The 23,522-nt window shown below is 65.4% G+C and carries 14 protein-coding genes; 3 read left to right on the top strand and 11 right to left on the bottom strand.

Annotated features, from left to right (window positions below; genetic code table 11):
- Positions 1-44: 44 nt before the first annotated feature.
- The 3 genes from J4557_RS07095 to J4557_RS07105 all read right to left on the bottom strand — a co-directional run bounded on the left by J4557_RS07095 (position 45) and on the right by J4557_RS07105 (position 2,202).
- Entirely contained in the window at positions 45-1,178 is a 1,134-nt protein-coding gene (locus tag J4557_RS07095) for a hypothetical protein (protein ID WP_208265622.1), read from the bottom strand.
- Between the two features lie 194 nt (positions 1,179-1,372).
- Positions 1,373-1,984: a DUF2637 domain-containing protein gene (locus tag J4557_RS07100; RefSeq protein WP_208265623.1), complete on the bottom strand. Its 612-nt coding sequence runs from the start codon at positions 1,982-1,984 to the stop codon at positions 1,373-1,375.
- A complete protein-coding gene (locus J4557_RS07105; protein WP_208265624.1) occupies positions 1,927-2,202 on the bottom strand; it encodes a hypothetical protein in 276 nt (91 codons plus the stop codon). Before J4557_RS07105 ends, J4557_RS07100 begins: the two co-directional genes overlap by 58 nt.
- A 535-nt stretch (positions 2,203-2,737) precedes the next feature.
- On the opposite strand from J4557_RS07105, the gene J4557_RS07110 reads away from it, so the two are divergent.
- Both J4557_RS07110 and J4557_RS07115 read left to right on the top strand, forming a co-directional pair.
- On the top strand, positions 2,738-4,000 hold the full coding sequence (locus J4557_RS07110; RefSeq protein WP_208265625.1) for a helix-turn-helix transcriptional regulator: 1,263 nt from the start codon (positions 2,738-2,740) through the stop codon (positions 3,998-4,000).
- A gap of 960 nt (positions 4,001-4,960) precedes the next feature.
- Positions 4,961-6,838 carry a hypothetical protein gene (locus J4557_RS07115; protein WP_208265626.1) on the top strand — a complete coding sequence of 626 codons (1,878 nt, stop codon included), beginning with the start codon at positions 4,961-4,963 and terminating at the stop codon, positions 6,836-6,838.
- A 1,308-nt stretch (positions 6,839-8,146) separates the two neighbouring features.
- Here J4557_RS07115 and J4557_RS07120 read toward each other — a convergent pair.
- From J4557_RS07120 to J4557_RS07135, 4 genes are all read right to left on the bottom strand, one after another.
- Positions 8,147-8,347 carry a helix-turn-helix domain-containing protein gene (locus tag J4557_RS07120; RefSeq protein WP_208265627.1) on the bottom strand — a complete coding sequence of 67 codons (201 nt, stop codon included), beginning with the start codon at positions 8,345-8,347 and terminating at the stop codon, positions 8,147-8,149.
- Positions 8,348-8,358: 11 nt separating this feature from the next.
- On the bottom strand, positions 8,359-8,925 hold the full coding sequence (locus J4557_RS07125) for a hypothetical protein (RefSeq protein ID WP_208265628.1): 567 nt from the start codon (positions 8,923-8,925) through the stop codon (positions 8,359-8,361).
- A 224-nt stretch (positions 8,926-9,149) separates the two neighbouring features.
- Positions 9,150-10,652 carry a relaxase/mobilization nuclease domain-containing protein gene (locus J4557_RS07130; RefSeq protein ID WP_208265629.1) on the bottom strand — a complete coding sequence of 501 codons (1,503 nt, stop codon included), beginning with the start codon at positions 10,650-10,652 and terminating at the stop codon, positions 9,150-9,152.
- A gap of 35 nt (positions 10,653-10,687) precedes the next feature.
- Entirely contained in the window at positions 10,688-11,128 is a 441-nt protein-coding gene (locus J4557_RS07135; RefSeq protein ID WP_208265630.1) for a MobC family plasmid mobilization relaxosome protein, read from the bottom strand.
- Positions 11,129-11,950: 822 nt separating this feature from the next.
- Here J4557_RS07135 and J4557_RS07140 point away from each other — a divergent pair.
- Positions 11,951-13,123: a phosphorothioated DNA-binding restriction endonuclease family protein gene (locus J4557_RS07140; protein ID WP_208265631.1), complete on the top strand. Its 1,173-nt coding sequence runs from the start codon at positions 11,951-11,953 to the stop codon at positions 13,121-13,123.
- Between the two features lie 137 nt (positions 13,124-13,260).
- Here the strand turns inward: J4557_RS07140 and J4557_RS07145 are convergent, their stop codons facing one another.
- From J4557_RS07145 to pglY, 4 genes are read right to left on the bottom strand one after another with little or no spacing between them, the layout of a single operon-like run.
- Positions 13,261-15,351, bottom strand: coding sequence for a DEAD/DEAH box helicase (locus J4557_RS07145; RefSeq protein WP_208265632.1), 2,091 nt, complete (start codon positions 15,349-15,351; stop codon positions 13,261-13,263).
- Positions 15,351-16,664 carry a BREX system ATP-binding protein BrxD gene (brxD, locus tag J4557_RS07150; protein WP_208265633.1) on the bottom strand — a complete coding sequence of 438 codons (1,314 nt, stop codon included), beginning with the start codon at positions 16,662-16,664 and terminating at the stop codon, positions 15,351-15,353. Before brxD ends, J4557_RS07145 begins: the two co-directional genes overlap by 1 nt.
- Before the next feature lie 24 nt (positions 16,665-16,688).
- Positions 16,689-19,601 (bottom strand): BREX-2 system phosphatase PglZ, encoded by a 2,913-nt coding sequence (gene pglZ / locus J4557_RS07155; protein ID WP_208265634.1) that lies wholly within the window; start codon positions 19,599-19,601, stop codon positions 16,689-16,691.
- On the bottom strand, positions 19,601-23,512 hold the full coding sequence (gene pglY, locus J4557_RS07160; RefSeq protein ID WP_208265635.1) for a BREX-2 system ATPase PglY: 3,912 nt from the start codon (positions 23,510-23,512) through the stop codon (positions 19,601-19,603). Before pglY ends, pglZ begins: the two co-directional genes overlap by 1 nt.
- Between the last annotated feature and the right edge of the window lie 10 nt (positions 23,513-23,522).

Genomic DNA, 23,522 nt, shown 5'->3' on the forward strand with positions numbered 1-23,522 from the left:
GATTCAATCCCTTCTACGCTATCACCCAGCCAGCATGATGAAGTTCAATCAGACTCCACCGAAAGAAGTGCATTGGGAACCATTTGAACTATTTCACCCTCTTGAACTTCATCTGGTATACGATATTCCGTACGCGTTGCGCGAACGGACAGGATTACTGGCGCCTTCTCTACAGAAGCACTGAATTCAGATGGAAGTGGCATCAATCCACCGGATCGATCCACTTGCAGCCCAACACCTGCTCGAAGAACCTCGGAATGATCAGCGCAACGCTGCGCCAATGCTTGCATATCCCGAATGAGCACCTTCACATACTGCTTAAAGTAGTCAAAGTGGATAACGTCGAAGTATCTGATCATGGAATTTACTCTACCACCTCCATCACTTTCGCGAAGGGGTTCCATTCGTGACACACGTATCCAGGGTGTATTCATAAGCATTTGCTTTCCTTGATGAAGGTAGACTCCCACCATTGGCGCCCTAAGCACTGCCAGACAAACGATAAAGTTGAGCCTTACTCTATTCTTGGGTTGCCGAATTTCATAGCTAGACTTCAGGTAGTCTGCAGCCTTACTAAGCGGCATTGTAATCGCGCGATATGTATCCTCGCCCGTTAGCTCAAGCTTAGAGCCACCCTTACGCAACACCTTCGCAAAGGATATAGCGACAGGGGCTGGCATGTTGCAGAATTCTAGGTTCTCTGCATTGAGCGCGTTCTGCAAGCTTATACTAAGAGATGCGCCGGTAGGCTTGCCATCTGACGAAGCTCTGAAAATTTTCAATCGACCATCTGGCAATCCTACTATTTCGGGGTAATTGAACGTCTCTCCAGACAACTCGGAACGCAAAAAGAAGACATAAGGCAATTCGCTTTGCTTGCACTCAATCAACATGTCAAGGTGAGGCAATATTTGCCGCCGACGAATTGTTTCGGGGCTAGAAAGGGGCACTTTTGCCCAAATATCTAGCGTTCGCGTTTGCTCTGATTCGGAATCAACGAACGCCCACTCCTCTTGAATGAACGAACGACCACCTAGCTCAGACAATGCGGATCGCAGGTCACGAGCTACTTCAGCTTGAAATGGATAACCCGACCTTCTGACTGCTTCCATCAAAGATGCAGCGGAAATACCGGCGCCAAGCTGCCCAGCGTCCGACTCGCTTGCCATCGAAGCCATCACCCCAAAATACATCTTCCTGCCTATCGATGCTACTAGAAGTGGATATCCATCGATAGATTGGGGGAAGGCAAAGGCATGCGAAGTCATGACATGGGACAGTCTGAGGTACGAAGAGGGTTGGACGCGAAGACAGGGCAACAAGAAGGGCCCGCCGAGCTTACGCCCGGCGAGCCCTGTGGGTTGGCGCTAGTCTAGCTGGTGTGTTCCACGGTGCTGATGATCTGTTTGACCCTGCGTCGGTCGATGCCGTGTCGGTCGGCTAGTGCCCGTTGTGAGAGTGGCTTGCCCGGACCGTTCAGGCTCGCCACATAGTCAGCAAGAACCGCTTGTTTGGGAGTCTGTTCCACTTTGGTGCAGTCTGGTTCAGACTCCGTTGACGCTGGCTCCGCGGGGTCGGGCTGTCCGAGCGTTCCCGCTGATGACGTAGCGTTCCGCGTGAGCATCATCAGCAGCTCGAACGAGCCAACGAGAGCGAGTGCCGGCCATGCACTGACGAGGGCCCCAGTGGGACCGTGGTTCAGGCCGTGCGCCACATTGGCGCCGATGGTGGCCACGATGCCCACAGCCAGGCTCCACTTGGCCAACGCTGGTACGCCTTGCTTCCGGCGGCTTGCGTCCAGGATCACCATGGAAGCGGCCCAGATGAGACCGTCGACGGTGAACGGCACCAACCGGGCCGTCAGACCGGTCTCGCCATGGGTGCGTACCAACTCGTACGCATGGCGGTACGAGATCACGGCCGCGATCACGGCAACGATGCCCACGGCAAGCGCTGTGGTGATCCGAGTGAGGTGATCAGCCATGGGCCAACTCCTCTCGGAACGTTGAGCACCAGCGGGTCATTCTCGTTGCGCCCCATGGCGAGGAGTTCGGCGATCGTGAGCGCCGTGATCGCTTGGTGTCGGTTGAGGGGCGTCGGCCACGTGCTGACGTGCCAGACTCCATCGACGAGAACGGCGTTGCCGACGACGGCGTCGTTCACCGTGAGGATCATGCGGGTGTCGTTAATCTTGATTGCCATGTGGGCTCCTCTCCCGCACCGGGGGAGTCACGGGAGCCAGAACGGGAGCCAATGCCGTCGAACAGCACGGGACCCATCCGGACTCACCGCGACCCCATCCGGGCGTTGAAGCAGGTGAGGGGCGCCCCGTTCGGCTCTAGGTTGACCTCGACGGAGATCGATTCGCCTGATTTGCTTCGGGACGAAGAGGTCGTGGGTTCAAATCCCGCCACCCCGACAGAAAACGCCAGATCAGAGGCCGGTTCTCCGCCAAGGAGACCGGCCTCAAGATCTTTTGTCCGCGATTCGTCCGCGAACCCAACCGTCACCCACGGACACCGTCCATCCGGGACCAGCACTGAGCGGATTTTCCTCCACCGCCCCCGCGTTCAGATCCACGCTCCGTCCGCCCGCACCCAAACGCCCGGAACGGACATAGCTCCGCGTCACGCAACGGGCTAGCAAGAGACCCCACATGGCCGCCGCCCAAAACAGTGCACACCCCCAAGGTTGGGCATGACTCCCACGGGGTCGTTCCTCGGACTACGGGGCCGCCATGAGCAAGAATCTCGGCACGCTCGTTCGATCTGCCCGCGTCGCCCACGGCTGGACGCAACGCGACCTCGCCGACCGCCTTCACTGCTCCCGCTCGACCGTCTCGCGCCTGGAGACCGGAGCACAAGCTCTGGACGACGTCGCCACCCTCCGCCGCCTCGCCGAAGTCCTACAGATCTCCCCGACGGCGCTGGGGATCACCGCTACGGTGACGGTTCAGCCACCCGCGGAGGATGATGTGCGGCGCCGTCAGCTCTTGACCAACCTCGCCGTAACCGCTGCTGCCGCCAGCCCTCCAGCCCGTGCCATTGCATCCGCAGCCGCGGACGCACAAGCAAGACCCACGGACCTCCTCGTTGCCCGAGTCCGCAGCGCCATGCTGACCACAGACCCTGTGGCCGCCCCAAGCCCTCCCGCCCAGCTCCGTGCCACGCTCGCCTCCGCGATCCGCGCCTACGACAACTGCGAGTACGCCAAGCTCGCCACTGTCCTCCCACAGCTGATTACCAACGCCCACGCCACTGACAGCACCACGGACACCGTCCTGGCTGAGACCTACACCCTGGTCACACGCCTCATGATCAAGCTGGACGACCAGCTCGGGTGGATCGCAGCAGACCGGGCCCGCTTTCTCGCTGCAGCGAACGGCGACCCCCTCGTAGCCGGCGAAGCGGCCCGCAACCTAGCCGTCCTGGCACGCCGCGCCGGCTGGCACTCCGAAGCCGGGCAGATCGCGATAGGCATGGCCGAGAGCGACATCCTCCAAGGCCGCGACCCTGCTCGGACGGCCGAGCGCGGCCTTCTCGTCATGTCGGCCGCCTACACGGCAGCGCATGCCGCTGACCGCTCTGGCATGCGGGAACTAACGGACCAGGCTGCAAGGCTCGCCAATCGCCTCGGCGGTAGAGTTCTCCTCCGCGACCACGGCGGCGGCTTCAGCCCAACAGCGGTCCAGCTCCACAGGATCTCGGCCGAGTACGTCGCTGGAGACCCGGCGGCGGCCATAGCCGCAGCCCGCAAGATCCCTCCCAGCGCGCTCCCGACTGTGGAGCGCCGAGCCCGCTACTTCACAGACATCGCTCGCGCATACGGGATATGGGGCCGCCGCGATCAATGCCTGGAGGCCCTCCTGCACGCCGAACGCGCCGCACCGCAAGAGACGCACTCCCGCCCAGCCGTCCGCGACCTGGTCGCCGGCCTCCTGACCTCGGGCCGGACATCCCCGGACCTGCGCGGCCTGGCCGCCCGCTGCGGCATCCGCTGACACCCAACCGCTCAACGTAAGCCGCACAGCCAGCGCACACCAGAGCATGTGCAAGGGACGCACACCCTGTCCGGCACCTGCACACACGCCTCCTCAAACCGCACCGTTGACCGACCTTGGAGTTAAGGCCGCACAAGACGGCCAAGGCCAATCGGCTGAAGGAGGCCATCATGACCAGCATCACCGTCCAGGAGGCCCGTCCGTCGGACAGCACGACCAGGGACCCCAGGTCCTTCGTCGACCCGCAGGTCTGGGACCGGCAGATCGCCCTCCTCGTCCGCGACCACCCCTTCCACACTGACCGATGCGATCACTTGGTACTTCGGCGGCCAAAGAATCAACACGCTCAACCTTGGCCCTCCGCTTCTCTGTGTCGGAACGGCTGAGATCACTATGCCGAGGCGCAGCCGACGCGGTGCTGGCCAGCCGGACCGGCGTGCTGCTCAAGAACACGGATGGGCCATCGAGTAGATCTGGGTGTTCTACCTCGCCTGTTCCGCCGTTGTCTGGGGGAGCCTGCCGCGACTGCCTCTCGGGTGACCGATCGGTGATCGTGCTGCACAGTACATTGGGCAGGCGGCGGAGGGGCTCTGTCGTGTTGGGATCCGGTGACTGTCCAGGGAGGACAATTTGGCTTCAGAGAAGGGACTGCTTCCGCTGTTCCAGCATCTGCTTATGATTGGATTCACGCACTTCAGCACAGGGTCTGTGACGACGTTGATGAGCGGTGAGGATTCGATCGAGCCGCCTGCGGGGTGGCCCGTAGTCCGCGAGTCAGTTGAGGCTCTGAGCAACAAGGCTCGTGATCTTCTTGGGGCGGGCCCTGTCCTCCTGCTACCGTCCTGGGAGCGTCAACCGGACGCCGCGGCAGCGAAGGCGGGGCGACGTCGCGCCCTTCGCCCGTACGAGGACACGCTCCGTGCATGCGCGCCAGTGGACGCTGACAGTGTGATGGCTGTCATGACACCCATGGAGTTGTGGAGTTCGGTCGCCCCATGGGCAGCCGAACTCAGACGTGATCTGAGCGAGCGCTGGGACACACTCCTTCTTCTTTATAGCACCGGCCTGATCGGTGGGTTCCACACTAGCTTTACGGCGGCCACCGCATTCTTTCGTGTCAAAGCTGCACACCGGCCGCCTCTCAAGGTCTTCCAGGTGCCCCGCAGGGAAGACGAATCCGCTGTCGTGAAGGACTTCGAGAAGCTTCTGGCCCGCGAAGGAGGCCGTACGCGATACGGATACGTGATCCGAGAAATGCCTCAATGGGAGGAAGGCTTTGACTTCGACCGCTACGATCCCGTCGTTCTAAAGCAGCGCGCCGACCTTGCTGGCTTCGGCAGTGTCAGCACCATGGGCGACCTTTTCGACGTGGTTGCGCGAATCCACACGGCGGGCCACTCGAAGTTGATCAGTACCGACGCGGAGCCCGGCGCAGTCCGCTTGGTGGGAGGGCGCGATGTGCAGCGCGACGGTACCATCGCACCTCCGAGCGACGTAGCCTACTGGGTGCGGGCACAACCCGAACACCTGCTCGCCCCAGGGGACTTGATTCTTCGCGAGATTTACGCCCCCGGCGACCCACACGGATTTTGCCTGGCGGAGGTAACCGAGCAGGATCTGCCAGCTGCCGCATCTCATACGACGATCGTGCTGCGCCCTAAGGCTGATTTGGAAAGCCAGCGGATCGGATTTGCCATGATGTGGCTACGTACGCCGCTGGCTCGCACGTTGGCTGGCACATCAGGAGTGCATGTTTCAGTTAAGAATCTGCTGACGCTTCCAGTGCCGCAGCCTGACGAAGCTCTGGAAAAGGCATTCGATGAGCTCGATGCAGTTCGGCTGCGGCTTGAGGAGTGGCAACTCGAGGCGGATTCGTTGCTTGGATCAGTGTTCATGCATCAAACCCCGGCTCAGGCTCGCCTAGAGATCATTGACAAGGGTCGCGCGCTGCGGTTGCGCGTGGAAGCTGCATCGCTACTCGATGATTTAGGGCACACCATACGTACGCGATTCCCTTACCCCATTGCATCCAGATGGCGTGAGACTGAGGCGCAATTAAGTGCTGGCGATCCTCGGGCTGCCTACAGTGCTGTTCTGGACACAGCCGAGATCCTGCTCTGTTATGTTGCCCAGGTCGCACTCGCGCTTGGACGAGAGGAGGACCTCAACTTCGGTGCAGTAGTGGCGATCAAGGGTAAGCTCACAAGCGGTCGCAGCGGCCCTGGATTCGGTGACTGGGTCGCAGTCTTGGATGAGTCCGCTACTAGTCGCCGACTGCGCAACCTGCCAACTGAACACCCGCTGCAGGATATCCGAGCACTTTTCGCTGGTTCGGAAGCCACAAACGCTCGTCAGCGTCTGTACGGCCGCCGCAATGATGAAGCGCATTTGCGCCGTATCGATTCAATCGACCTGCCAGGAGCCATTCAGGCAGCTTTCGCGGACCTGACTATTCTGACTGACAGGGCTCGTTTTCTGGCTGATTTGCCTCTCCTGCATCTCACAGACGTGCGCTGGGATACCCTGGAAAGAACGGCCCTGGTGCATTTCCGTGAGCTGATGGGCGATCATCCGGTAGTGCCGACCAAGACCATGGCTGTGCCTAGAAACGACCTAGAGAAGGGTAGCCTGTACATGCGTGACTCTGGTCACCAACTGCATCTGTTGCGCCCCTTTCTAGTGGGTCAGGTTTGTCCAGTTTGCCGGACGTGGTCCACGTTTCATGTTGATCGCGTCCCCGGTGAAGCCGTCCTCTTGAAGAGCCTCGAACACGGGCACATTTTTAGAGACCATTCACCTGCCATGTCTGCAGCGCTGTCAGGAGTCGGTCTGCTCTGACGGGCAGTGACAAGCCATGCTGGGGGTCGGTAGGCATGGCCGACGCGACGCACGTCGTGGCTCACGAGGTCGTCACTTACACCACTCGTACCTGGCGTGCGCGCGGGGCGGCGCTTAGGTACGTGGCTCGCACAGCGTCGACCGGTGCGGATGCAGCACCGGTCGATGAAGCAAACTATGCGTCCAGGCCGAGAAGTTGGGGTGCCCGCCGGGGGTAGGGCGACCGCTGCCAGTGTCCACAGATCCTCGGTCGAGCAGGACACGGCAACCGCCCTTGAACTGATCAGCGCTGCCGGCCTCGCGCCCTCCCGCAAGTCCACACCCGTCCGAGATCATCCAATTCTGTTGTTAGCACTGCCATTAGCGGCCGCACCGACTTCAACCGGTCCGGGGTACTCGTTCGCGCGAACGGCGCCCAGCCCGCGACAGACCGTCTCACGCGAACGAGTGCCTCGGCTCGTGGGGGCTGCGAAGCCCCAGCTTCGGGCACGTTCAAGGCCCCTTGCGTCTCACGCCTACACGTGCGACGTTGGCGGCCGTTCAGTTCCACCAAGTGCGAAGCCAGTAACAAGTCCGACTAGTTCCACCGTGATGAGGTGAAGATAAGTTGGACTCACCCCTAGCATCGCGAGGACGGCTAGCAGCAGGCCCAACACGAGCAGGGCGAGAACAGGATTGGCACTGGGCGGTACCCTCACTATGACTCCTTCGTGAGTCGCGTGGCCGCGCAGGCGTGATCCTCCAGCACGAGAATCAGATTTTCCACTTGCGCGGCCGTTCCATTGGGTCATTTGGAGACTAGCGCCATCTTTCATCCGGGGTCTACTCGGGACTTCAGAAATCGGACAAAGAGTGACGCTAGCGGCGTCCGTTCGACACACACGGGAGAAATTCCTCATGCGTTTGCGCAGCTCACAGCACCTAGCCTAAACCTGCAATGTGACCTACGCCTCATTTTAATGACCATCACGAGCGCCGCCCCAAGGACTTTTGACTTATGAAAACTCGGACGACTTTTCCACTTTTGAAAAGTAAAAAGTCCGGCCCGCACTGGAGATCGATCCTGCAGTGAGCGGCCGGTTTTGTTCTGCCAGGGACTCAGCGCCGAAGTCGGCCAGGCGTAAACCGTGGGGCGGTCGCAGGCGAGCTGCGCGACGGGACCGGCGGAACAGGCGCGACAGCTTCCCCAGGGTTGGCTATGGGGAAGCTGTCGGTTGTCGAGCCGTGATTCCGCTCAGTGCCGGACTCAGCCGCTCGCGACCGTGCCAGGGCTACCAAGTGGTGCGGCGAGGAGGCTCCGTGTCCGGGCTACGCACTGCTGTTGCTGGACATAAGGCGTAGGAGGTCGGCGGTGACTACTCGGTAGGTGGTGCCTATGCGGATGACCTTGCAGGGGAAGAGGTCTTCGCGTGCGAGTTGGTAGGCGCGGGTTCGGCCGAGGCCCAGAGCTCGGGCGGCGGTCTCGATGGTGGTTGTGGTGGGGAGGGCTGCGAGCTCCTCGTGGGTCATCGGCTCCATGCTCAGGCCTCCGGAGTGTTCGTAGGACGAATGCGAATGAAACGGCTTCGTTCGCCAGCAGGAGGGGGCGCGAGGAGCATCGGATCGGTGATTGGTCTGGGGAAGTCGTTGGCCGCTGCTGCTACACCGACGTCATCCACGCGCGTTCTTCCGTCGGTGGCTGGGGACGCTTCGCGTCCGTGGGTGGCGCGGGAGTGGACGGCGTTGATGGTCGATTGGGCATCGCTGAGGGCCGCGCAGAGAGCTCGGGAGTGCTGCCTGGCTTCGGCTAGAGCTTGGCCGTGGCGGCTCAGGACGTCGGCGAGGTCTTCGGCCTGGTCGTGGCCGAGACGGTCGGCTTGCAGCTCCCGGAGGAAGAAGCGGTTTATCTGGTCGAGGAGCTGATCGAGGCCGTAGGTCGCTGCGCTGAGATTGCCGAGGATGGTGTACGCGGTGCCGGGGAGGGTGAGGCTCGGAGGGCCGGTCGTGGCGTCGTTGAGCTGGCGGACGTGTTCGTAGAGGTTGCTCGCGAGGTCGGCTGTTTGGTCGTCGTTACGAGCGGTAGCGGGAGCCTGCCTGTGGTCGGTCATGTGAATGTGTCCTTGTGGATAAGGGGCCTGCCTGGGGGCTGTGATCGGTCATGGCTTCGCCTCTCTTGCGTGGTGGTTGTCAGGTAGTGCTGCTCTGCCGGCGCGGACGCTGCGGCGGTGCACTACTTGCGCATTGTTGGCACTTTTTACGCTCCGTAGTATGCAGAGGCGCTGATCTTTGTGCCAGGACCAGGACGGCGTGGCGCCGGGGTTGCGTGGTCGGGTTACCGCGCTGGGCCCCGGCGGCGGTGAGGGCTGGACGGCGACGGTGTGGGCGCGCTGGGTCGGTATGGGTTGCCTGCGAGCTGGTCGCTGAGGGGTACGGGGAAGGCTGTGGCAGCGAGGCGCGCGGCGTTCTGCTCCGCCGTGTAGTTCGGTGGTGTCCGTGGCAGCGTGGGGGAAGATGGCCGCGGAGTTGGTCGGCTGAGTCTGCTGAGTTGGGCGGCAGCCTTGCGGGCGGCAGCTGCCTGAGCAGCGCGTTGCTGCAACTGCCGGTACTCCGCGATCGCCTCGATGAGGGCGACGAGTTGCACGACCAGGTGGGAGAGGACGCCGGCGAGGCTTGGACGGTTACCGCGTTGTCCCCGGATACCGGATAGAGCCAGTGCTCTGGCAGCCCTGCGGAGGCTCGTGCCGTAGGGAGTCAAGGGTGGTTGGCGTCCGTAAGGTTCGCGAGCTGCGCGGTCGTAGAAGTCGGCGGCACGGGCGAGTTCCCGGTTTCCTGTGAGCGCCGCGGTCACGTGTAAGACGTCGGAGGTTGCGGCTGCTACGTCGGCGCGGACGGCCGGGTCCTGGATATGACGCATCTGCCAGGTGGCCGTCGCGGTGGCTCGGGCAGCCTGCTGGTATGCAGCGGATCGCTCCTCGTGGGTCAGCTCCACCTCGCCGAAGGGGCGACGGTCAAAGCGGTTGCCTTCGTGCGGCGCCGACCAGCGCTCGCGAAGTTTGGGGAGCGTCAGGTTGGGCGCGAGCTTCTTGCCGGAGAACCAGACTGGTTGGTTCTCCTTGTTGTTGTGATGTGGGAGCGCAACGGCGTAACCGGTGATCCGCTCGGGTGAGCGGGCACTGTGGCGCATCTTGACCAGCACCCCGGCGTGTTCGAGGGCGGCGAAGAAGTCGCCCTCGTTCTCGGCTCCGGCTGCTGCGGTGGCTACGAGTCGGCGGAGGGCGATGCGGGGCGGCTCGGCCCAGTTCTTCCGGTGGGCAAGTTCTGTCTCGGCTCGGGTTGGTCGTGGGGCTGCTGTCCGGTCTGCGGGCGCGGTCGGGGTGAGTCCGTATCGCTTCTCGACGATATGGCAGGCGTCGGCGACCTTGAAGTAGTCGCGGTGGACGTTGGGGTTGCGCCCGTCCTCGCGCGCCAGGACCGCTACGAGGTGGATGTGGTCGTCGGCATGTCGCACTGCGATCCAGCGGCATGCTTCGTCGTCGCCTCGTGGCGCGAACCCGGTCTGGTGCATCACCTCCTCGGCGATGTCGGCCCATTCGTCGTCCGAGAGGCGCCGGTCCGCGAGGGCGGTGCGGACCGAGCACTGCCAGATCGGAGACGCCAGCGGGGTATGTCGGAGAGTGTCGAGCGGGGAGGTCAGGACTCCGACCAGGTGCCGGAAGTCCCGATCGCTTCTGACGTCCAGTCCGGGTTCCAGAGCCATGGGGAGTCGGAAGCCCGCGACGAGGTGGGGATTGACGTGTTCGTTGCGCCGGCCGGGGCCGTAGAGGTAGGACAGCAACCGGGCGACGCTCTCGCCCCGGGTCACTTTGCCGATCAACGCTGGAGCCGGCCGAGCTCGACGGACGAGGCGTCCACTCTTCGAAGAACGTTCTGCAGGTACGCCAAAGCAGCGGGCAGTTCGCGGGGTATCTGTCCCGTGGCATTCGCGATGCGGGCCAGCTGATTGAGGTTCACGCCGATCCGGTTCAGCTGCCGTGCGATGCCGCGTAGTTCCTCGCAGATATCCGGTGTCAGTTCGTGTCCGAATCTGTGTTGTCGATTGGCCGCTTGTACGGTGTGGACGATGAATGTCCCGTAGGCAGCTCCCGCTCGGTGCGCTGCTTCGCAGATCTCCTTGTACTCCTCGTCGCTGACTCGGAACCTCATCTCCCGGTCCCGCCGGCGTCCCTCGCCGAGCTGCGAGCGTCGCTGCAGCTTGCGTGACGTGCTGACCTGCTCGTCTTCCGTGGCTCCGCCTCCGATCACATCGATCATGACCGCGCCCGGTCTGCCCAGCCGGGTGTGCACGTGATGGACCGCCGCGGGTTCATTGCGTGTCGCGACACGGTCCTACCTTGCAGCCCCTAAGAAGGGCCTTGTGAGAGACCGCAAGGTCCTTGTCAGCTGCTACACCATCTCCGCCGCTGACCGTATAGACGTGCCAATGAGTGTCGCCCAGTGTCATATGATTCTCATCTTCAACGAACGGCACATAGGTTAACTCTCCCCGCGCTCAGGCTAGCGCCGCGACACTCACCTTCTATAAGCCACGTTAGAGCTGACCATGGGACGTCGTCTCTCTCTACCGGCGTGCCGGCAGAGAGAGACGACGAAAGCTAGGGGACGACAAGTTCTCGCAATTGAGATCGCGACAGTGGTGCCCAGCAAGCCTGCCCAGCATCGGACGCGCCGCCGCACAGCCCGGTCCGTGCTTCGTGCGCCGCTGGCCAATGATCTGTCCGCAACCGGGCCGGGGCAGTCCGCCCGGCGGACGGACGGCGGACCGCGGACGGACGGCGGACGGACGGCGGACGGCGGACGGACGGCGGACGGACGGCGGACGGACGGCGGACAAAAGCCGGTCAGGGTGGTCGCCGCAGCGCCTGGGCATGGACCCCATGCGTCACGCCATCTGCCCGCGTGGCCGCCCGAGCACCCCTTGTCAGCCACATCGCCCTCGGCAGCGCAAATCGAGTCAACTCGCCAGATCACCGGCGTCGATGGCGCAGGCCCCAGCGCATGGGGGCCTGCTGACCTGTTTAGCAGAACCAAGTAATCAAAAGAACATTCGTGTCATATCGGTCGTACCATCCCTACATGGATCTCTCGGTGATCACACGTGAGGCAGTCTTCGACGCGATCGCCGAGTGTGACCAGCTCGGACGTGACCGCTTCCTCGAGCAGTACGGATTCGAGCGAGCCCGTCGATACTTCCTTCGTCACGACGGCATCTACTACGACTCCAAGGCCATCGTTGGGGTGGCTTACCGCTACGTGGCAGGGGACCCGCTGTCCGCCGGCGACTTCTCTGGCGGGCAACAAACCGTCGGCCGGCTCCTCACACGCTTGGGTTTCGAGGTCGTCGCCGACGAGCCACCCTCACCTCAGCAGCGCCTCCTTGAACTCCTCGGAACGCTACGCGTCGCGAACACCCCGGACGGCCCCGCTCGGCATCAACCCATAACCCTTCTTTGGGCGCTGGGACGAGCAGCACACCATCGTCCGCGCCTTGTCCCGTGGCAAGACGCACACCCCGAGCTACGCGGTCTCATGCGCGAGTACGGTCAGCCAACCTCGAAGGCGACTCCTGAGTTCCCCGTCCTTGCCCTTGCTCGCACGGACCTGTGGGAACTTCAAGGCCACGTTGGGCCCATCCCGCCTGCACACGGCAAACCGATCACCTGGCTTGATGAGCAGAACCCGTCTTGCGGCCTCAAGGCTTGGGCGTATGAGTTCGTCGCGCTCGATGAATCCACGCGCGCAGAGGCCGTCGAGATGCTCGGCGGCGCGTTCTTCGACGGCAAGCTCCCCCAAGGGTTGCTCGAGGAAGTTGGTCTGCGCCAGGCAGAGCCGACCGCAGTAACACCACCTCATGGTCCGAGTCCGCTGGAAACCTACCTACGCCTCTGCCGGACGATCGAAGCCGCAGAGGCACATGGCGACCACGACCGCATCACGATCACCACCCGCGAACAGCCTGTACGCTCCGCGGCCGCGGTCAAGGCCGTCCTGATCCGAAGCGCTGGGCGCTGCGAGAACCCGACGTGCACCGGTCAGCCGAATGACGTCACCAAGAACGGCGACCCCATCCTCGAGGTCGACCATGTCCAAGACCGAGCAGCGTGGGGTCGCGACCACCCGACCCAGATGATTGCACTCTGCCCAAACTGTCACGCCATCAAGACACGAGGTCGAACGGGTGAGCAGCTAACAAAGCTTCTCCTCTCGGAGGCTCGGGCGAGACATAATGCTTGGGCGTACGAAAGCTAGCTCAGGTGCCATCGCGGTCCGAGAGAGTGCTGCCTTCAGCCTGGCGTGACGGTCCTTGGAGATCAGGCCACGTCCGTGCTCGGCGGGGTCGGATTCCTAAGGCCCCAAGGCTAACCGGGGTCCCGAATTCATCGGGCTCAGTGCAAGACAGTGAAGCGCGTGGTCTCGTCGAGCACCTTCGCAGCACCGTCTAGGTCGGCGAGTCTGGCCGCCACGGTCGCAATCGCAAGATGGTCGGGGAGAGCTGTCGAGAACTTCAGACCCCGGACGGCCCGCGGATCGACGTCAGGCAGCACGAGGGGCGCCTCGGCCTGCGCCGCCTTCCACATGTCGGGTGTTAGCTCCTCACGGAGCCTCACGCTAAAGTCCGTGGGACGCTGGACCTGGTCGGTAACGGACGACAATGTGGCAGCCAGTGTGGCATTGGCTCGGTACCCGGCCCATGTCCACCAGCGGACGTCGCTGCCCGCGCGGGTGATGATCGGGCCGGCGGGGTGAACGGACTCGGATGCAATCTCGCCCCGCATGTGCTGCAACCGCGTGCTCGCCCTCCCTGTGAGCGCGATGGGAGGGTCGGTGCCCAGCAGGACGTCACGCATGGCACGGGCGAGGTTGAACGACAGTCCCGCTATGCCGCCGGCGGTCCATTTGGCGATGCCGCCACCTTCGGCCGGTTCCACGAAGCAGCGGCGCCGCTTCCAGTCAATGTAGGTGACTTGCCAGCTTCGCCCGGCGAGGAGGAGGCGGCGCGGACCGGGGCGGTCCTCGGTGAGTACCGATGGGTCGGTGCGACCGATCTCCGCGCGCCCCGACAGGACGGTGAACTGTGGCGGCGCCGTGAAGGACGCGGTGAGGTCCATGAAATGGCGGTGGCCGAACCGTTTCTCTGCTTCGGGACCGATGAACAGCATGCCGCCGTCTTCGTCGAGAAAGCCTTCTGCGACGAGGTGGCGCAGGATCGGCTCGCCGGAACGGTCGAATGGTGGTAGGCCGTTCCAGTGTTCCGACCAGAGCCTGTTCCCGATCCGGCGTTCCTGGAGCGCGACGGCAAGGATCTGTTGCGCGACCAGGTGGCGCGGCATCGGCGGGGCAGCGACGTCCTCGACCCACCCTCGTCCCCACAGCAGGAGAAGTCCTGCACTCTGTAGGAGTGCACGTTCCTTGGTTGCGAGGAAGAGGCAGGACCGTTCGGCTCCGGCGCGCCGACCTGTGCGGCCCAGTCGTTGCAGGAAGGAAGCCACGCTGGCGGGGGAGTCGATCTGGACAACGCGGTCCAGGTCGCCGACGTCGATGCCTAGTTCCAGCGTGGACGTGGAGACGATCACGCAGTCACGTGCCTCGGCGAAGGCCTGCTCCGAGCGGTGGCGTTCCCCAGCGGACAGGGAGGCGTGGGAGAGAAAGGTGGTGACGTCGCGGGCGCGTAGGGCGGCACCGAGCTGCTCGACCTGGCTTCGTGAGTCACAGAACACGAGGCGTTTCTCGCCGCGGTGCAGGGACGCGATGACCTTGGCGGCATTCTCGATGGAGCCGACGTAGTCCAGTTCGATCCGGGCGATCGGCGCTGCGGTCGGCGCGTCGGCTTCTGGGGCAACGACCCGGGCAGGTCGGGTCCCGGCTCCTGCGCCTTGAAGCCAGGTCAACAACTGCTGAGGGTTCCCGACGGTCGCCGATAGGCCGATCCGCTGGATGGGGCGGCCGGTGATGCGGGTGAGCCGTTCCAGGACGGCGAGCAGGTGCCAGCCGCGATCGTCTCCGGCGAAAGCGTGGACCTCGTCGACGATCACTGCACGGATTCTGCCAAGCACGTGGGAGTGGTCGGTCTTGAAGCTGATGAGCATCGCCTCGAGCGACTCAGGCGTGGTCAGCAGGATGTCCGGGGGATCCATGCGGATGCGTCGCCGCTGAGATTCGCGGGTGTCGCCGTGCCAGAGTCCTGCGCGCCGGCCGATCCACTGCGCGTACTGGTCGACGCGGGGCGCGAGGTTGTTGAGGAGTGCCTTGAGTGGACACAGGTAGAGCACCGAGATGCCGGTCCACTCTTGCTCGGTCATGGCGGTGAGAATCGGGAACACCGCCGCCTCCGTCTTGCCGCCCGCGGTGGGTGCCAGTAGGAGAGTGTCGTCGCCGTCGAGGACCGGTCCGACTGCCTGACGTTGCAGGGGGCGCAGGTCGGGCCATCCGAGCGAGTTGACGATGTGATGCAGAACGACGGGGTGCAGCCGTTCCATCACACGTCCAGCTGGATGTCGTCCGCTGTGAGGTTCCGTTCCACGTCGGTGAGCTCGGTGCCGGAGACGGTGAGCTTGTAGTGGATCCGGGGATCGAAATCGGAGAATTGGTCGATGCGGTCCAGGACGTCACCGACGAGTTTCTTGAGGAACAGTCGCGGTGCGACGCCGACCTTCCCGCCGAGTGCGCCGCCGACGGCGCGAGCCAGGTCGGCGATGTAGGTGTCGTCGGCGAGCGCCTTGATCCGTTCGGGTGCGTCGGCTCCCGCGGCGTACAGGTCGCGGATGGTGATGCCGAGCCCGGTCAGCGATTCCAGGGTGAAGCCGGGCAGCCGGACCTGGACGGCCCGGGGGTTGTCGAAGCGCGGGTCGGTGGTGAAGTCGGTCGCGAGCCGCTGCGCGAGTGGTGCGAGGCGTTGCACGCCCTGCTGCCCGTCATAGAACGCCGGCGTTCCGGTGATCACTAGGTAGAGGCCAGGAAAGCGGCCGGCGTGGATCTCGTCGATGAGCTGCCGTAGCGCGTTGAGCGCCTTGTCTCTGACGTCGGAACGGACCCGCTGCAGCGTTTCGACCTCGTCGAGCACCACCAGCAGACCTGGATGCCCGCCATCCCGCAGGACGGTCAGGAGACCTTGCAGGAAGCCGAGCGCGCCGAAGTGGTCAAGATTTCCCCGTACTCCAGCGCTGTGGCGAGCGGCTGCGGCGACGTGCGGCTCTCCGCCGAGCCACGCCAGGATGGCTGCAGCGGTGGCCTCGTCGCCCGCGGTGAGAGCCGCCCGGTAGCCGCGCAGCGCAGTCGCGAACGACTGCGCCTGCCGTGACACCTCCGCGAGCCGCGCCGTAAGCAACCGGTCGACCTCGCCGGCCATGTCCTCTTCGGACGCCCCGGCCGCCAACGCGTCCTCTTCCAGCGCGTAGAACCATGCGTCCACCACCGGCCGCAGCGCGCTCGGCGGGAAACTCGCAGTGGCAAGCCGTTCGGTCAGCCGCCGGTAGACGGTTTCCAGCTTGTGAAGCGGCGTCTCGGTCTCGGAAATCTGGATCTCAGCGACGGCGAAGTTGCGACGTTTCGCGCGTTCACCGAGCCACCGTGTGAAGAACGTCTTGCCTGATCCGTACTCCCCGCGGACGGCTTTGAAGACCGATCCACCGGACGCGACCGTGTTCAGTTCTCCGTCAAGCGCGGCCTCGAAGCGGTCGAGCCCGGTGGCCAGCAGGTCCAGTCCGCTCTCTGGTACCGCGCCGCGGCGGAGCGCGTCGATGACGGCACGCCGGCGGACAATACTGACCTGGCTGGATCGTGCGGTGCTCACGTCCACCAGTGTTCCACCACCCCGTCACCGCACATCGAACTGCTCGCGCAGCAGGACGGTGTTCAGCCGTAGCGTGCGGCCGTCCGGCAAAGTTTCGAGGACTTGGACGCCGTCGTAATTGAGCACCTGGCCGAGCACGGCGGCGAAGCCGTCGGCGCGGGTGGTCGGGTATCCGGCCCGTTGCGCCAACGCGGTGACGGGAAGCGTGCCGGTATCCAGCAAGGCCCGCACTGCGGCCTCGATCTTGCCGAGGGGCGGCTTGCGTGCCACCAGGCTCAGCTGCTCCTGGAAGGTCTCCGACGCGAGCAGTGAGGTCGCAAGGTCGTCCGGCGCGGGCGCAGGCTCGGGTTCCGGGACCGGTACGGCTTCCGGCTCAGGGAGCACCTCGTGCTGTTGAGCCTCCAGGTCGAACAGCGCGTCGGTCGACTCCTTCACCGTCACGGAAGCAGGCGGGTGCACCGCAGCCGATTCGGCCGACGCTTGTGCCAGAGGACTGAGGGACTCGGCTTGCGTCTGCTCGGTCTCCAGCCGCCACCAGGCGGGACGCTGGTCGCCCAGTTCCCGCCATCCCTTCGGGGGCGCGGAACGGAACGGCAGGAACGCCAGGACGGGGATCGCGAACTCGGCGAGCGACGCGCCGCCGTGGTAGCCCGCCCGCTGCGCTGTGTACCGCAGGTCGCGATCCCACAGCGCCACGATCTCACCGCCTGGGACATCCCTGACGACGCGAGGCCCGGACAGCGTGACCTCGCCGTCAACGAGCGGCCCACCGGGTAGGCGGTATCGCGCCGAGACGATGTCAGCACAGTCGAGCCTGGCTCCGCGACGGTCCACCACATGCCCGTGGTCACTGGTGAGGAGCACCGCCATGCCGCGTTCGGCGGCCTCCCGCAGCAGTTCCCTGAGTTCACCGATGTGTTCCAGCCGCCAGGTGGCGTCACCGAGCTTCTGTTCCTTGGCGAGACGGTCGTCGATGGTGTTCAGCACGACCGCGACGTGCACGGTCTCATCCTTGAGGGCGTCGGTCAACGCCTCGCTGAACGGGGATCCGGCGGTCTCGCCGCGCAGGTCGTCCTTGTGGAACACGGCGGCCTTCGCGTTGCCCCAGAACCGGTGCTGGGGGAACAACCGCTTCTCGTTGGCCTGCCCGCCCGTCATCAGTTCGGCGGCGAACAGGGAGGTCCGCGATACCGCGGTCACGGTGGGAAGGGCAGCCGCCATGGCCCGCCGCCGGGGCAACGTGCTGGACGTGTCGGGCATCGGATCGTACTCGGCCCAGTTGCGGCGCAGTTCCTCAGCGAGTTCGGCGGCAATGCCGGCGCTCATGCCGTCCAGCACCAGCAGCAGCACGCGGCGCGGCGATTTGCCCGTCACCACCGGCTTGACGACCCGGGGCAGGAACGTCTCCACGGTCAGCATCGACCCCGGACCGGTACCTGCGGCCGTCCACCTTTCCAGCGCCTTGGCGAAGGAGCAGTCGATCTCCTTGCGAGCCTCGCGCACCCGTTCGCCGATCAGGTCGTAGGCGGACTTCAGTGCAGGGTCGGGGTCGCCGCCGGCTTCGATGTGGTCGAGGGCCTGGTCGGCCCAGCCGGTCTCGGCCACGTGCCGGTCGATGCCCGCCGCGACCGTCGGCACGTCCCTGGCCGAGTCGGTGGCCGGGCCGGTGGCGAGCCAGTGGACGAGCCGCGCCGCCATCCGGGCCCGTCTGGTTCGGACCCGCGCATCGTGGCCGGTGGCCAGGCCGTGGTCCTGCACGGCGGCCAGGCCGGCGAGAACCGCGTCGAGGTCTGTTCCCTGCAGCGCATGGCCGAGGGAGGTGAAGCGCTCGTTGAGGCCTTCGGGCAGCACGGTGCTGTGCCTTGCCTGTTGCTCAATCCCGAACTGTCGGGAGAGCTCGGAAGCTCGGCCGAGTACCCGGTCGGCGGTCCGCCGGGCCGCACGCCCGGCCTCGCCCTCGTCGGTGTCGCCAGCCGCGAGCAGGGCCGCGACGAACTCCTGGCATGCCTGGCCGAACGTGCTCAGGAAGGTGTCCAGAGCCTCTCCGGTGGCGGGCAGCGGGTCGCCCAGCCAGCGTTCGATCCGGCCGCGGGCCCGGTAGGTATCGGTGTCGGCGGGTGCGTCCAGCCACAGAGCCGCGCAGAGCAGTCCGAACGGCACCGCATCAGGGCCGTGATCGGCTTCCACGAGGGCAAATAGGACCCGCCCGGCCGCTCCAGCCTGCTCCGCCTCACTCAGAAAAGCGATCAGCCCTTCGCGTTCGGGGCGGCGCAGCGCCCCCAGTTGCTCCGGCCCGCCCGGGGCGAGCGACCAGCGCAGCAGCATGCGGATGTCGAGACCGTCCGCATCGGGTCGCCCGGCGTCCGGATCACCGTCACCCGGGCCGGCGGCGTCGGAGGCGTACCGGCCGAGCCGCAGGCGCCGCAGCGCGAGCGACGAAAGTGCGACGCGCCGGGACAGCCAACCACCGGACAGCCGGGGCCAGCCACCCGGCGGGGTGGCGTCAAGGAGCGCCTCGGCCGCCCAGCCTTCGTCGCTCAGCCGCGGGTCGCGCTCCGTGGCGGCGAACGTCTCCTGGACGAGGTTCCAGCTGTCGACGGTCTCCACGCGTTTCCGGTGAACACGGGCGAGGATCCCTGGGTCGAGTTCGCTCTCTTCCCGGTCGGTCAGCACGACGAGCACCTGCGGGCCGTCCGCGTCCGGCCCGAGATGTGCCAGCACGAGTTCATGGATCGCGAGTGGCGACGTCCCGGGAACGATCCGGGCCTGCTGCTCGGTGCCCCAGGACAGTTCCTGCGGGCCGTCCCACGACGGGACGGCCCGCAGGAGCACGACCCGGCGCTTCGGGCGCTCGTTGATGCGCTTGCGGGCCGCCAGGTACTGGGTGACGGCCGCGACGCTGAGCCGCATCGCACCGTTCCCGGTGGTGACCGGCATCAGTCCACCACGCGCCAGGTGATCTCGATGGCCGCCTCGGCCGGCACTTCAAGCTCCGCGAGTTCGCGACGCAGGTCGTCCGCCGCGCGAGCCGCTGACGTGCGCCGCGTGCCGGACCTGCGCGTCGTTCCGGTTCCCCCGCCTGACGGCGGGTCAGCGGAAACGGGTGGGTGACTGCTTCCATTCCCCAGGTCGACGCCGTCCGGACCTTTCGGGCCGGGAGGCGTCGGCGGCCCTGGCCGTGGCGGCGTCGGCCCGGGCGGCGGAACCGGGGTCCGGTCGCGCCCGAGAAGAGCGGTGACCTTCCGGCGAGTGTCCTGGAGCGCCGCGACGAGGCCGGCGGTCCGCTCGTCGACGCGCGCCACACGGCGCAGCTCCTCCAGCAGCACGGCGCCCTCGGCGCCCTGCCTGTCGGCGAGCGCGATGACGTCCCACGCCGCCCCGGCCAGCGCCTGCGCGACATTGTGGGCGCGCTTCATGGACGTTCCATACCGGTCGGCGGACACCTCGCCCAGGTCGAACCGGGCAAGAGTCTCGACGGTCTTCTTCGCGCCGGCGCTGCCGTGCCCGACCGTTTCCACGGCCTTCAGCAGTTCCACCGACCGGCGGGCGATCTGGAGCCGCCCGCTGTCGTCGGTCTCGTCCAGCTTCAGGAAGTGGGCATGCTCCTCCAGTTGCCGGACGAGGTCCTCGGCGGCGCTGCGGAGTGCCTGCGCCTCCTGGCTGATCTGCCGGGCGAACTGGTTCACCAGCCGCCCGCGCCGCAACGTCGGTGCGGGCCTGCCGAAGATCGTCTCGAAGCGTTCCCCGGCGGTCGCCCAGTCCTGCTCGCTCGGCAGCGGCTGGGTGCGCAGCGCGTCGCCGTCCTTGATCTGGGTCGGTTCGGGGGCGGGCGTCAACGGGACACCACCGCGCACCCACACCCGGTCGTCCATCTCGGCGAACGAGGCAACGATCAGGTGCGCGAGGAACGTGTCCAATCCACGCCGGTGAGGCTTGTCGATCCAGTCCAGCAGCGTGATCAAGCTGAGGTCACCGGTGACGCCCTCGTTCTTCGCCTTCAACCTGAAGTCGTCGGCCCAGTCATGGGACAGCTTGAAGTACGCCTCTCGCTGCGTGCCGAGCCGCAGCGGCTCGACCAGCCGCGCCATCAGCTTGCGGTCCTTCGCGGGGACCTCCGCCTGCTGATCGCGGGCTTCCGCCGCGGTCCGCACGTACCCGAAGACGATTTTGGCGTCGGACGGCTTCACCGCGGTCCCCTTCCTCTCCGGATCGAGGTCGGGATGCGCCGGGAACTGGGCTTCCAGCAGTCGGCCCGCGATGTGCCGGATCGCGTCCCGCATCGACTGCCCGAACTGCACCTTCAGCTCGGGCAGATCGCTGGGAAGCGGTTGGAAGTGCTGGTCGAACTCGACCTGGACGTGCGCGGCGTCCTTCGGCTTCAGCCCGTACGCCTGTTTGAAAGCGTCCTTGACCTGCTTCTTCAGGGTGTCACGCTGGCTCTCCAGTAGTCCCTTGGCACGGTCGCGGCTGTCGGCGTTGAGGTGCGCTGCGTACTGGGTGGCGAACCGCTGGTCGTCGTCGAGGGCCTTGTCGATGATGACGAGGCGTTCGAAGTCCTCGTAGCGCTGCGCGGACAGGTGGGTGGGGAGCCAGGCGACGGTCCGGGCGGGGTCGCGCTGCTTCTCACGGAGTTTGCGGATGCGGTTGACGTCCTCGACCGGCCCGTAGTTGCTTTCATCGAACGGTAGGTCGATCACGATCCGCCAGCGGCCTTCGATCTGCGGCATTAGGTCGTGGTCGGGGAGCTCGTCCTCGTCGGCGACGTTGCCGAAGAGGACTTCGAGGGTGCGCTGCGAGCCCTTCCACACCAGGTTGAGCTCGTCGCCGCCGCCGAGCCGGCCCGACGTGTACTCGACGTCCAGCTCATCAATCAGCAGACGGCGGGCCAGCGCGCTGCGGTTGCCGGGGTTGTTGTTGACCCGAGCGTTGGCGATGACGGAGTCGACGTCCACGCCGGTCAACTCGAGCCGCACGCCCGGGTTGGCCGGGGTGCCGGTCTGCTTGATTTCGGGGAACCGGGCCGCCCACTCCTCGATCTTGCTCTTGATGATGCCGACCTCGCTGCCCGGGATCGGCGCGACGACCGAGCCGTGGTTCAACGCGCCGAGCCGCCGGAGCGTCAGGTCGTTCAGCGCTGGCACGCTCGGAGCGAGCGCGGACAGCAGCAGCGTGCACGCCAGGCGGTTGTCCCCGACGAACAGTTTGCACCGCTGTGCCAGCTGCGGGTCGGTGACATCCTCGGGGTCGTGCAGGTACCGCTGGATGTCCTCCTCGGTCACCTCGTGCGTGTTCAGCAGGTAGGGGCGCAGCTTGGTTTTGTAGAGCTTGTCGGCGGCGGCGAACACCACCTTCAGGTCGTCTACGAACGGCTTGTCGCCACCTCTGGCGATCACCGGGTAGAGGTCACCGAGGGCGATCAGGTCGCCAAGGCGCAGATGGTCGCGGTTCACGGCCAGCAGCTCGCCCATCAGCTTCAGACCGGTCCGGGACCGCTGCAACGCAGACGAGATGTGGACGAGCGTGTCCATGAACGCGGGCGAGAAAGGGTACGTCAGCCGGAACGACTCCTCGTCGGCGCCCGTGGTGCTCTTGTCGGACCCGAGCAGCGTGTCCCAGACGTTCGGGCCGAGCGCCTTGGTCTTCTGGAACGCGTCGTCGATCTGCTGGGCGGCCGGGCCGGACGGGCCGCCGATCGGGGTGAGCAGCCGAGCGTGCGCGATCTGCGGCAGGTTCCGGTCCTCCAGCGTGATCCTGTCGAACCGGCCGGACGCCAGGTTCAGGGTGTCCTGGATCGACGCCTCCGCGGCCCCGGACACCTCCTCGCCGACCAGCTCTCGCAGGTCGCGCTGGCGGGCGATGAACGACACGACCGGAATCGCGCGCCGCGCGTCCCCGCCCTCCACGAAGTTGGTGATCTTCCCTGCTTCGCGGGCGACGAGCTTCTGGTCGTGGATGAGCGTCGCCAGCCACAGGACCAGCTCGTCCAGGAAAAGGATCAGCCCGTCGTACCCGAGTGACTTCGCATGCTCGGCGATCACAGAGAGGCCGGCGTCGAGCGAGATGAAGCCGTGCTCGTCCTCGGCGGCCTTCTTGGCGAACCCGGGGAGCAGACGGGTGGAGGCGTCCTGGACCAGCTTGGCGCGCAGTTCCGCGGGGGTCGAGGGATTCAGCAGGTCGAGCGCGACACCTTCCTCGTGCGACTCCTCAGCGGCCAAGGCTTGGTCGAGCAGCTCCGACGTCCACTCGAACGAGTCACCCCAGTCGTCCTCGCCCTCGTCATCGCCGCCCGCGCCGAGGCCGTTGATGACGGCCGCATCGCCGTAGTTGGCGCGCTGCTGGCGGATGTCGTCGAACAACGCGTCCGTCTTGTAGACCTGGGGGACGGGCGCGTCCGGGTGGATCCGCTTGACGTACTCGACGTACCGGCCGAGCACCCGCTGCTCCAGCGACTGCGCACCCAGCATGTGGTACGGGACCAGCAGGAACTTCTTGCCATCGCTCTGGACCCAATCGTGCCGGGTCAGCACAGAGTCGAAATCGCGGTCGCCCCACACCTTCTGATGGCGTGACAGCAGCGCGTAGAGCACCGCCATGAAGTGCGACTTACCGGAACCGAACGAGCCGTGAAGGTAGGCGGCCTTGGATGTGTGCCCGTCCACCGCTGACCTGATCAGGTCGAGGGCCTCGTTGAAGTTTTCCCGGAGGCGGTCGGTGAGCACGTAGTTCTCAAGGGCGCGCTCGGCCCCCTCGGGCGTGGTGGCCTCGGCGAGGCTCAGCACGTAGTCCGAGGTGGAGATCGACTCTTTGATCGGGATCAGTTCGCGAAGCAGCGGCGGCCGCTGTGTCATGTGTACTCCC

This window comes from Actinomadura nitritigenes (assembly GCF_017573545.1).
Taxonomy (GTDB): domain Bacteria; phylum Actinomycetota; class Actinomycetes; order Streptosporangiales; family Streptosporangiaceae; genus Spirillospora; species Spirillospora nitritigenes.